Below are 11,513 nucleotides of genomic sequence, written 5' to 3'. Positions count from 1 at the left end.
GGCCCTCATGCGCGCGGACCGCCGACAGCACCCCAACAGGCAAAATATGCTTGATACCAACTGGCATCAAGCGGAAAATGATGAACGGCCTCGATCACGAGCTCGGCCTCGACCCGCCAAGTCCAGAAGACGACGATGTGCTCTTCCGGGAGATAGCCCGAGGAGACCTCGAGGGCCCGGCAATCGCGAGGACGCTGTCGGAATGGGCCGCCCCCTCGGTTCGCCGAAGCCCGGGAATCGGCCTTCCACCCTTCCTCCGACAGACCCTTGTTGCGTGGTCAGGCTCCGCAGGTCCTGCAGGGCGGGCGGGTCTGGCGGAGGCGGGCGATCGCCGCCGCTCCCATGCCCAGGCCCCAGACGGTGTAGGCCGGGATCGCGACCCACAGGAACGCCTGCCCGAACGGCGCGCCCTCGAGGTCGATCTCGGTGCCGGTGAACAGGCGTGCGAACAGATCGACCTGCTGGAAGCCGAAGTACACCGTCATCCCGGCCGAGAGGAACAGCCCCGGGCCGAGCACCAGCCAGCGCGGAACCTTCCGGCCCGCCAGGCCGAGGACCCACCGCGGCCAGATCCGGCCCCAGCGGTGGACGAGCGCCAACGGCAGGAGCGTCCCGGCGAGCAGGAATCCGATCTCGAACAGGAGCAAGGAGACGCCCGAGTCGTAGGGCATGCCGTCGGGCCCGGCGAGGGCGAACTGGGCGGCCAGGCGGACCAGGCAGCCGGCCACCGCGGCGTAGGCGGCGATGAACGCCCACGTCGGGGCCTTCTCGGGCCGAACATAGTGGTCGAGCCGCCCGCAGCGGGAGCAGGCGCCCCGCGTCCGGCGCCGGTAGGCGACGGCGGACACGGCGAGCAGCAGTGCCCCGGCCGCCATCCCGGCTCGGCTGCCGGCCGAGGCCGCGTTGATCTCGATGCCGAGGCCGCCGAGGACGCTGCCGATCACGTCGAGGAAGAGCATCGGGCTCGCCGCGAGCATCGCGGCCACCACCGCCCACGCGGCCGCGAGCGCGGCCTTCGAGCCGCGGGTCAGGCGCAGCCCGAGGGCCGCGGCCGCTGCGGCGGCGCACAGCCCGACCGCTCCCCAGCCTGGGAAGAGCAGCAGGTCCTGCGGCATGGGGGCGAACTCGGGGGCGTTGCCACTCGCCCAGTAGACCCGCAGCGCGCCGTAGAGTGCCGCCCAGACGAGGATCGCGTTCGGCGCCCAGACGAGGACGGGGCGGGTCCGGCGCGCCGTGGCCGGCGTTCGGGGGAGAGTCGTGGTGCTCATGTCCATGAGCCTGGCCGCTCGACGGGCGGATTCCCTGCCCCGGGAAGGGGAACCGGCTCCCCCGGCCGGGGGAGCGCACGCGAAAGGCCCGGCGACACGCGGTCGCCGGGCCTTCGTCGCCGGTGCTACCGCTTGCGGACGCGCGCCCGCACGGTCTGCCCGTCGCCGGCCTCACCGGTGGTCGCCTCCGGCGGCAGCTCGCCGAAGCCCAGCTCCAGCGCGAGCGTCTCGCCCTTGACGAAGCCGGCGTGCCGCTCGACCGCGGCGCGGACCTCGTCGTCGGCGGCGATGGTCACCTCGATGCGGTCGGTGACGTCCAGGTCGGCGTCCTTGCGCGCCTGCTGCACGACCCGGACCACGTCGCGGGCCAGGCCCTCTGCGGCCAGCTCAGGCGTGACCTCGGTGTCGAGCACCAGGACACCGGCGCCGTTCGGCAAGGCCTGGGTGCGGTCGGCCTCGACGGGCACGAGCGCCAGCTCGTATTCACCGTCCTCCAGCCGCACGCCTCCGGCGGTGACGGTCCCGTCCTCGACGGTCCAGTCGCCGGACTTGACGGCCTTGATGACCCGCTGCACGTCCTTGCCGAGCCTCGGGCCGAGCACGCGCGGCACGAGCTTGAGGTCGGACTTGGAGTAGGCGTCGAGGTTCGAGTCGAACTCGACGGCCTTGACGTTGAGCTCGTCTCTCAGCAGGTCCGCGAACGGCGCGAGCCGCTCGGCGTGGGCGGTCGCGACGGTGAGCTTCGCGAGCGGCAGGCGCACGCGGAGCTTGCGGGCCTTGCGCATGAACAGGCCGACGGAGGCGACCTCGCGCACGGCGTCCATCGCCTCGACCAGCGCGTGGTCGGCGGGCAGGTCCTCGGCGTCGGGCCAGTCGGCCAGATGCACCGAGCGGCCGCCGGTCAGGCCCCGCCAGATGTCCTCGGTGATCATCGGCAGCAGCGGCGCGGCCACCTCGCAGGCGGTCCCCAGCGCTACGGCGAGCGTCGCGAAGCCGTCGGTGTCGCCTTCCCAGAAGCGGTCGCGCGAGCGCCGCACGTACCAGTTGGTCAGGGACTCCAGGTAGGCGCGGAACGCGGCGGTGGCCGTGCCGAGGTCGTAGGCGTCCATGGCCTCGGTGGCGGTCTCGACCAGTTCGCGGGTCTTCGCCAGCAGGTACTTGTCGAGGCGGTGCTCGGAGGCCAGAGCGGCGGCGCGGGCCTGATCGGGCGTGGTCTCGTAGCCGGCGGCCCCGGAGTAGAGCGTGTAGAAGTACCACACGTTCCACAGCGGCAGGATGATCTGGCGGACGGCGTCGCGGAAGCCGGTGTCGGTGACGGGCATGTCGCCGCCGCGCAGCACCGGCGAGGAGACGACGAACCAGCGCACCGCGTCGGAGCCGAACTCCTCGAACGAGGTGCGCACGTCCGGGTAGTTCCGCAGCGACTTCGACATCTTCTGCCCGTCGGCGCCCAGGAGGGTGCCGTGGACGAGCGCGGTGCGGAACGCGGGCCGGTCGAACAGGGCCGTCGCGAGGACGTGCAGCGTGTAGAACCAGCCGCGGGTCTGCGCGGTGTATTCGACGATGAAGTCGCCCGGGTAGTGGTGCTCGAACCACTCGGCGTTCTCGAACGGGTAGTGGACCTGCGCGAACGGCATCGAACCCGACTCGAACCAGCAGTCGAGGACCTCGGGGACGCGGCGCATGGTCGAGGAGCCGCTCGGGTCGTCCGGGTTGGGCCGGGTCAGCTCGTCGATGCCGGGCCGGTGCAGGTCGGTGACCTCCACGCCGAAGTCGCGCCGCAGCTCGGCGAGGGAGCCGTAGACGTCGATGCGCGGGTATTCGGGGTCGTCCGAGACCCACACGGGGATCGGCGCGCCCCAGAAGCGGTTGCGGCTGATGTTCCAGTCGCGGGCGCCCTCCAGCCACTTGCCGAACTGGCCGTCCCTGATGTGCGCGGGCGTCCAGTCGATCTGCCGGTTGAGCTCGACCATGCGGTCGCGGAACTCGGTGACGGCGACGAACCACGCCGACAGGGCCCGCTGGATCAGCGGCGAGCCGCACCGCCAGCAGTGCGGGTAGTTGTGGTTGTAGGTGTCGTGGCGCAGCAGCCGCTCGGTGGCCTTGAGGTCCTTGATGATCGCCCTGTTGGCGTCGAAGACGTGCATGCCGGCGTACGGCGGGACCTCGTCGGTGAAGCGGCCGGAGTCGTCGACGGGCACGACCGGTTCGATCCCGGCGGCGTCGGTGACGAGCTTGTCCTCCTCGCCGAAGGCGGGCGCGATGTGGACGACGCCGGTGCCGTCCTCGGTGGTGACGTAGTCGGCGGCGAGGACCTTGTGGGCGTTGGTGCGCCCGGCGAAGAAGTCGAACGGCGGCTGGTAGCTCAGGCCGACCAGTTCGCCGCCCTTGTAGCGGCCCACGACTTGCGGTCCGTCGCCGAGTTCGCGGGCGTAGGCGGCGAGGCGGCCCTCGGCGAGCACGTAGCGGCTGCCTTCGGTCTCGACGACGAGGTAGTCGACGTCGGGGTGGACGGCGGCGGCGAGGTTCGACGGCAGCGTCCACGGCGTGGTCGTCCACACCAGGAGCTTCGCGCCGGCGAGCGGCCCGTCGCCGGTGACCTCGAGGCCGACGGTGACTGCGGGGTCCTGCCGGTTCTGGTAGGTGTCGTCCATCTTGGTCTCGGTGGCGGCCAGCGGCGTCTCGCAGCGCCAGCAGTACCACAGGACGCGGTAGCCCTCGTAGATCAGACCCTTGTCGTAGAGGGTCTTGAAGGCCCACATGACGCTCTCCATGTAGTCCAGGTCGAGCGTCTTGTAGTCGTCGTGGAAGTCGACCCAGCGGGCCTGGCGGGTGACGTAGTCCTCCCACTCGCCGGTGAACTGGAGGACCGAGGCCTTCGCGGCGGCGTTGAACCGTTCGACGCCGTACGCCTCGATGTCGGCCTTGGACTTGAGGCCGAGCTCGCGTTCGGTGGTGACTTCGGCGGGCATGCCGTGGGTGTCCCAGCCGAAGCGGCGCTCGACGCGGCGCCCGCGCATGGTCTGGTAGCGCGGGACGATGTCCTTGACGTAGCCGGTGAGGAGGTGCCCGTAGTGGGGCAGGCCGTTGGCGAAGGGCGGGCCGTCGTAGAAGACGAACTCGTTGGAGCCGTGCTCGCCGGCCTCGCGCTGTTCGATCGAGGCGGCGAAGGTGTCGTCTTTTGCCCAGAAGTCGAGGACGCGCCGTTCGACGTCGGGCAGGTTCGGGCTCGCCGGTACGCCCCGTTCGGGGTCGTCGAGTGGATAGGCCATTGGCTCGGTGTCTCCGTCTCCTCGTCACACCTGGTGTTCTTCTGGTGTGCGAGGACGAACCCGGGGTCCGCGGTACCACCTCGCTTGACGCGCCCGGGGGCGCGCCCGCTCGATTCGGCGGCGGTGACGGGCCGCGTCCGTCCGGGTCTAGTGGGGCTCTGCGAAGGTGCGGCAGGGCCCGTTCTTCCGGAAGCTCGCCGGTGATGGCCGGGTCGACGCTGTTGGGAGCAAGTGTAGCGCCCGCCCGCGGGCGGCTCCTACCGGATTTCCCGTGGCGCCGCGGCCATGTACTATCGGCGACGTGAGAGTTCACGCACGTAACTGGTGGTGGCGTCGCTGAGGCGGCGTCGATGCTCCTGCGTGCAGTAAGCAAGCGACCGCCTCGATGGCGGTCGCTTCGTCGTATCCGGGGTCGGCCGCCGCGGGGCCCGAATGAGATCGAGGCCGAATGACCACCTTTGAGACCCCTTGCGGGGTGACGATCCGGCGATCCGTGGAGGATCTCGCCGACGGCGACCTGACCGAGGTCGTGGAGCGCGTCGAGACGCGCCGCGGCGGGGTCCTGTCCTCCGGCATGGAGTACCCCGGCAGGTATTCGCGGTTCCACCTGGCCTATGCCGACCCGCCGGTCGAGGTCGTGGCCCGGGGCCGCACCGTCGAGGTGCGCTCGCTCAACGAGCGCGGCACACTGCTGGTCGAGGCGCTCGGCGCCGCGCTCGAGAGCGCGGCGATCGGCGTCGTCTCCGGCGGCGGCGATCGCGTGCGGGTCCGGGTGCCCGAGCCGGCGGGGCGCGTCCCCGAGGAGGAGCGCTCGAAGCAGCCGACGGCGTTCTCGGCGCTGCGGGTGCTGCGCGACGCGCTCGCCTGCGACGACCCGCACCTGGGGTTCTGGGGCGCGTTCGGGTACGACCTGGCCTACCAGTTCGAGCCGATCGAGTACGCCAAGGACCGTCCGGCCGACCAGCGGGACCTGGTGCTGCATCTGGCCGACGAGGTGTACGTCGTCGACCGCAAGAGGGAGACCGCGCAGGTCTACCGCTACGAGTTCGGCTTCGGCGGCAAGGTCACCGACGACCTGGGCCGGGAGACCGAGAAGCGGGCCTACGTCGCCGCCGGCGAGGTCCCCGACGGGCCGGTGCCGGGCGTGTACGCCGACACGGTGCGACGCGCGAAGCGGGAGTTCAAAGCGGGCAACCTGTTCGAGGTCGTCCCGGGCCACGAGATGTACGCGGCGTGCGATTCGCCGACCGCGTTCTACGAGCGGCTGCGGGAGGCCAACCCCGCGCCGTACGAGTTCCTGTTCAACCTCGGCGAAGGCGAGTACCTCGTCGGCGCCTCCCCGGAGATGTTCGTGCGCGTCCAAGGCAGGCGCGTGGAGACCTGCCCGATCTCGGGCACGATCGCGCGCGGCGACGACCCGTTGCACGACGCCTCCCAGATCGCCGAGCTCATCGGCTCGGCGAAGGAGGAGTCGGAGCTGACGATGTGCACCGACGTCGACCGCAACGACAAGGCGCGCGTGTGCGTGCCGGGCTCGGTGAAGGTCTTGGGGCGTAGGCAGATCGAGCTGTACTCGCGGCTGATCCACACCGTCGACCACGTCGAGGGGCGACTGCGCGAGGACATGGACGCGCTGGACGCGTTCCTGACGCACATGTGGTCGGTGACGGTGACCGGCGCGCCGAAGACGTGGGCGATGCGGTTCATCGAGGAGCAGGAGACGACGCCGCGGCGCTGGTACGGCGGCGCGGTCGGCTTCATCGGCCTCGACGGGTCGATGAACACCGGGCTGACCCTGCGCACCGCGCAGATCCGCGACGGCGTGGCGTGCGTGCGGGCCGGCGCGACGCTGCTGTACGACTCGGAGCCGGACGCCGAAGAGGCCGAGACGCACCTGAAGGCGCGCGCGCTGCTGGAGACGGCCTCGGGCGGCATCGGCGCGGCGGCGCCGACCCTGACGCCGATCGAGGTCGCCGGCGGACCGGCCGGAGCGGGCCGCAGGGTCCTCCTGGTCGACCACGAGGACTCCTTCGTGAACACGCTCGGCGACTACTTCCGCCAGCACGGCTGCGAGGTCACGACGCTGCGGTTCGGCTTCGACGCCGCCGGGACCCTCGAAGAGCTCGCGCCCGAACTGGTCGTCCTCTCCCCCGGTCCCGGCAGGCCCGACGATTTCGCCACCGCCGGGCTGCTCGATGAGCTCGAACGGCGGGGCCTGCCCGCGTTCGGGGTGTGCCTGGGCCTGCAGGCGATGGTCGAGCACGCCGGCGGCGAGCTGTCGCTGCTGCCCGAGCCGAGCCACGGCAAGCCGGGGAACGTCAAGGTCACCGGCGGGGCGCTGTTCGACGGGCTGCCCGACGAGGTGATCGCGGCGCGCTACCACTCGCTGTACGCCACGGCCGACCAGATCAAGGGCGACTTCACGCCGACCGCGGCGATCGACGAGGTCGTCATGTCGATCGAGGCGCCGAAGAAGCGCTGGTTCGCGGTCCAGTTCCATCCCGAGTCGATCCTGACCGCCGCCGGCGCGCACGGCCACCGGATCATCGGCAACCTGCTGCGCCTCACGGCGAAGTAGACCGGCCCGCCGGGGAGCGCCGCGGTGCTCCCCGGCAGTGTCGGTGGGCCGTGGTTGGGTGGGCGGATGGCCAACACGATCTACAACACCGCAACGAGCGTCGACGGATTCATCGCCGACGCCGACAACTCGCTCGAATGGCTCTTCAGCGTCGAAGGCGGTCATCCGGACGACCCGGCGGCCGAAGAGGGGCCGCTCGACGAGTTCGAGGAATTCATGGCCGGTGTCGGCGCCGTCTGCATGGGGGCGACCACGTACGAGTGGATCCTCGACCACGAACGGCTCCTGGAGCACCCGGGCAAGTGGCCTTACGCGCAGCCGTCGTGGGTCTTCACGCACCGGGAGCTGCCGGCCGTCGAGGGGGCCGACATCCGCTTCACCTCCGGGTCGGTCGAGACCGTCCACGCCGAGATGGCCGAGGCCGCGGGCGACAAGCACCGCTGGATCGTCGGCGGCGGCGACCTCGTCGGCCAGTTCCACGACGCGGGGCTCCTCGACGAGATCGTCGTCAGCGCCGCGCCGGTGTTCCTCGGCGGCGGCGCGCCGCTCCTGCCCAGGCGCATCCTGGCTGACCGGCTCCAACTCGTCGAGGCCAGGGCTTCAGGGCAGTTCGCCGTCCTGAAGTACCGCGTCGAGCACGCGTAGCCGGCCGGCCGGGTGCGCGAGGGCCGCCTCGCGCACCCCCCGCGCCCGCGCCGCTCGGACGTCGGCCTCGGACGCCGCAATCGATCCCGCCGGTTCGGCGATGTCCGGCCGCATGGGCGGTGCTCACGGATGCGGTGTCCGGTTTTTTACAGCCGCAACAGCGGTCACATACGATGGCCGGATGAGAGTCTGGATGCCCAACGCCGAGGCGCTGCCGCGCCTCGGCGAGCTGCCCGAGAGCGTCGCGATCGAGATCTTCGACGGCGAGCAGTACCCCTCGGACCCCGCCGACGTCGAGTTCTGGGTGCCTTCGTTCCGCCACGGCGACCCCGTCGACGTGCTCAAGGAGATGCCGAACCTCAAGGTCCTGCAGCTGCTCAGCGCGGGCGCCGAACTGTGGGTCCCGCACGTGCCCGAGGGCGTGGCGCTGTGCGACAACCGCGGCGCGCACACCGAGAGCACCGCCGAATGGGCCGTCGCCGCGGCCCTGGCGTCGGTGCGTTCGCTCGACTTCTTCGCGCGCAGGCAGGGCGAGCGCGAATGGGCCCCGAGGCGCAGCGGAACGCTCCACGGCGCGACCGCGCTCGTCGTCGGCGCCGGCTCGATCGGCGAGGCCATCGCACGCCGCCTCGAGGCCTGCGGCACGGCCGTCGGCAAGATCGCCCGCACGGCCCGGCCCGGCGTCGGCACCGTCGCCGACCTTCCTCGGCTGCTGCCCGAGGCGGACGTCGTGTTCATCGTCGTCCCGCTCACCGCCGAGACCGAGCGCCTGGTCGACGCGGCGTTCCTGGCCCGCATGAAGGACGGTGCACTCCTGGTCAACGCCGCACGAGGGAAGGTCGTGGACACCGAGGCGCTCACCGCCGAGGTCGCCTCGGGGCGGCTGCGCTGCGCGCTCGACGTCACCGAGCCCGAACCGCTGCCCTCGGACCACGCGCTGTGGGCCCTGGACGGCGCACTGATCACCCCGCACGTCGGCGGCGCGGTCGAGGGCTTCCTGGACCGCGTCTACCCGCCCGTCGGCGAACAGATCCGGCGTCTCGCCTCCGGGGAGCCGCTCGCGAACGTCGTCGAGAACGGCTACTAGTGGACGGGGCGACGGGTACGCCGCGGCTACCATCGGTGCCATGAGCTCCCACTCCGACTCCCCGCCCGCAACGGCGCGCGACGCCGGCTGGGAGTGGCACGCGCCGTCCACAGCACCGCCCGAGCCGCCGCCCGACCCGGCGACGAAACCGGGCGGTCCGGGCGGGCGCGCCGGACTCATCGCCATCGCGGTCGTCGCGGTCGTGGTCCTGGCGATCGTCGGGATCGTCGCCGTCCTCGGCGACGGCGGCGGCGCCCCGGGCGAAGAGCCGGCGGCGAGCTGCGAAGGCGATGACTGCGGCCCGGCCGGGACCCAGGGCCCGCAGACGATGGAGATCCCGGAGGGCTACCTCGGCGTCGTCTCGCTCGGCGCGCTCACGCCCGACCCGGGGACGCCGTGGTCGCTGTACTCGGGGCCGGGCGCGGACGAGCTGCTGGCCGAGGACGCGCACGCGCTGAAGATCCAGCACACCGATACGTGGATCTCCTACCTCATGGTCGGGCGCCTCGGCGAGTTCGGCCTGGTGTCCGACCCGGAGAACCTGAGCCGGACCGCCGCCGAGATCGTCGACACGTGGGTGTTCGACTACCCCTACGCCGGGACGACCGGCCTGGAGCGGTCGGAGCCGGTGCTGACCGAGACCGTCGTCGACTCCCACCCGGCGGTGCTGCTCGAGACCCGTGTCACCTGGGACACGCTCGACTCCTCACCCGACGCCTACGAGGACGTCGCGCTGCTCCTGGTCGACCCGGGCGACGACGGGATCTTCCTCGGCGTGGCGGCCGTGCCCGAATCCGGCACGGCCCAATACGAGGAAGCCGTCGACGCGCTCATGCGGACCACGTTCCAGCACAACACCTACCTGCCCTAGTCCTCGGCTCAGGAGACGCGGGCGCCGAGCGGGACCTCGGCGTCGGGCGCCAGCAGGACGACCTCGTCGGTCCCGGGAACCGGTACGCCGAGGACGAGCACCTCGGACATGAAGTCGGCGATCTGGCGCGGCGGGAAGTTCGTCACCGCCACCACAGTGCGCCCGAGGAGCTCCTCGGCGGCGTAGCGGGCGGTGATCTGCGCGCTGGACCGCTTGACGCCGAGCTCCCCGAAATCGATCCACAGCTTGTAGGCGGGCTTGCGGGCCTTCGCGAACCGCTCGGCGCGCACGATCCTGCCCGCTCGGATGTCGGTGCGGAAGAAGTCCTCGGCACTGCTTCGAGCGACGGCCGTTGAATCCTGGGTCGATGCCATCAGGTCACGGTACCGCCGGCCGCCGGTACACCGACGGTCAAGACCGCTCCGCGCTCCTAAGCGCTGAACCAGAGGTCGATCTCGCGCTTGGCCGACTCCTCGGAGTCCGAGGCGTGGATCAGGTTCTTCTGGTTCGACAGCGAGAGGTCGCCGCGGATCGTGCCCGCGTCGGCCTTGCGGCCGTCCGTGGCGCCCGCGAGGGTGCGCACCACCGGGATCGCCTCGTCGCCAGCGGCGATGAGCGCGACCAGCGGCCCGGACGTCATGAATTCCTTGAGCCCCTCGTAGTACGGGCGGCCGACGTGCTCGGCGTAGTGCGCGTCGGACAGCTCGGCGTCCATGGCGCGCAACTCCATCCGCTCGATGCGCAGTCCCTTGCGCTCCAGGCGGGCGAGGACCTCGCCGATGAGTCCACGCTCGACGGCGTCGGGTTTGATCAACACGAGCGTGCGCTGTTCGGCCACGGTCGCTCCTTCGGATGCTGTCGGATTTCGGCAGGGAGGCACGACCCCACTGGTGGCGCCGTGGGGCCATAGTAAGCGATGTTGTGCGCTTCGCCTCAGGCACGTAGCATGCTCTTAGAAACCCGGTTTCCCAGTTGTGGATGAGGTGTCGGCGATGCCTGCGAGACAACCACCCCGGCCCGCTCCCAAGGCCGCGAAGGCGCCCAAGGGCGGCGGCGGCAAAGGGGCGTCCCGAGGCGGCGCGAAAGGCGGTGTCAAAGGCGGTGTCAAAGGCGGCGCGAAAGGCGGCGCCAAGCCCCGCGGCGGAGCCGCCCGCAAGGCCGCGCCGCCGCCGAAGGGCGCGCCCAAGGGCAAGCAGCAGCAGGCCCGCCCCAACTCCGCCGAGCAGCTGCGCCAGCAGCGGATCATGCTCGACCAGCAGCGCCGCCAGCGCGAGGCCAACTGGTGGGCGGTCAACCAGGTCGCGATGAACCGGCTCCACTCCACCCAGCACCACGCCGCCGGCGGCGATGCCATCGGCACCGTCCTCAACGGCGACCGGCGCCTGCGCTGGCGCACTTCGCACGCGGTCGGCGCGATCACTTTACTGATCCTCTCCGCTTTCTTCACGTCGATGTCCCTCGGGGCGCAAAGCATCGGCATCGCCCTCCTGGCGTTCCTGTGCCTGGCCGGGTGCATCGCGTTCATCACCATCGAGTATTCGGCCCGGCGCTTCCCGCAGCCGGTCCCGGCCCCGCCGCTCATCGGCGAACACCGGCTCGAGGACCTCATCGTCGAGGACGAGCCGCCGCGGCCCAGGGCGCCCGCCGACGCGCAGTCGGCCACATTCGAGGCGCTCGACGACCTCTTCGACGAGCCGAAACCCGATCCCGAGCCGCCGCCGGCGGCGGCCGAGCGCCCGAAGGCGGACGCCGAGCCTGCCTCGGCGCCCCCCGCCGAGCCCGCCCCCGTTCC

At 71.5% G+C, this 11,513-nt stretch carries 8 protein-coding genes and 1 pseudogene; 5 read left to right on the top strand and 4 right to left on the bottom strand.

Annotation, left to right across the window (positions count from 1 at the left end; translation table 11 throughout):
* Window positions 1-278: 278 nt before the first annotated feature.
* Both ACYVK3_RS03880 and ileS read right to left on the bottom strand, forming a co-directional pair.
* Window positions 279-1,268: a hypothetical protein gene (locus ACYVK3_RS03880; RefSeq protein ID WP_460495946.1), complete on the bottom strand. Its 990-nt coding sequence runs from the start codon at window positions 1,266-1,268 to the stop codon at window positions 279-281.
* 125 nt (window positions 1,269-1,393) lie between these two features.
* Window positions 1,394-4,540, bottom strand: coding sequence for an isoleucine--tRNA ligase (gene ileS / locus ACYVK3_RS03875; RefSeq protein WP_460495945.1), 3,147 nt, complete (start codon window positions 4,538-4,540; stop codon window positions 1,394-1,396).
* 448 nt (window positions 4,541-4,988) lie between these two features.
* On the opposite strand from ileS, the gene ACYVK3_RS03870 reads away from it, so the two are divergent.
* The 4 genes from ACYVK3_RS03870 (at window position 4,989) to ACYVK3_RS03855 (ending at window position 9,721) form a co-directional block, all read left to right on the top strand.
* On the top strand, window positions 4,989-7,118 hold the full coding sequence (locus tag ACYVK3_RS03870; RefSeq protein WP_460495944.1) for an anthranilate synthase: 2,130 nt from the start codon (window positions 4,989-4,991) through the stop codon (window positions 7,116-7,118).
* Window positions 7,119-7,184: 66 nt separating this feature from the next.
* Window positions 7,185-7,763 carry a dihydrofolate reductase family protein gene (locus ACYVK3_RS03865; RefSeq protein ID WP_460495943.1) on the top strand — a complete coding sequence of 193 codons (579 nt, stop codon included), beginning with the start codon at window positions 7,185-7,187 and terminating at the stop codon, window positions 7,761-7,763.
* Window positions 7,764-7,944: 181 nt separating this feature from the next.
* Window positions 7,945-8,850 carry a 2-hydroxyacid dehydrogenase gene (locus tag ACYVK3_RS03860; RefSeq protein WP_460495942.1) on the top strand — a complete coding sequence of 302 codons (906 nt, stop codon included), beginning with the start codon at window positions 7,945-7,947 and terminating at the stop codon, window positions 8,848-8,850.
* Window positions 8,851-8,890: 40 nt separating this feature from the next.
* The gene (locus tag ACYVK3_RS03855) at window positions 8,891-9,721 is read left to right on the top strand and encodes a hypothetical protein (protein WP_460495941.1); all 831 of its coding nucleotides are present in this window, start codon (window positions 8,891-8,893) and stop codon (window positions 9,719-9,721) included.
* Between the two features lie 8 nt (window positions 9,722-9,729).
* Here ACYVK3_RS03855 and ACYVK3_RS03850 read toward each other — a convergent pair whose 3' ends face one another.
* Together ACYVK3_RS03850 and ndk are read right to left on the bottom strand one after the other, a co-directional pair.
* On the bottom strand, window positions 9,730-10,095 hold the full coding sequence (locus tag ACYVK3_RS03850) for a tRNA-binding protein (RefSeq protein ID WP_460495940.1): 366 nt from the start codon (window positions 10,093-10,095) through the stop codon (window positions 9,730-9,732).
* 56 nt (window positions 10,096-10,151) lie between these two features.
* Window positions 10,152-10,559, bottom strand: coding sequence for a nucleoside-diphosphate kinase (gene ndk, locus ACYVK3_RS03845; RefSeq protein ID WP_460495939.1), 408 nt, complete (start codon window positions 10,557-10,559; stop codon window positions 10,152-10,154).
* A gap of 154 nt (window positions 10,560-10,713) precedes the next feature.
* Here ndk and ACYVK3_RS03840 point away from each other — a divergent pair.
* Window positions 10,714-11,513, top strand: a pseudogene (locus ACYVK3_RS03840) (hypothetical protein); the annotation flags it as partial.

It is taken from the genome of Glycomyces tarimensis, from assembly GCF_054776215.1.
The sequence above is the reverse complement of the archived record's forward strand: the minus strand, read 5'-3'. Positions and strand labels throughout refer to the sequence as shown.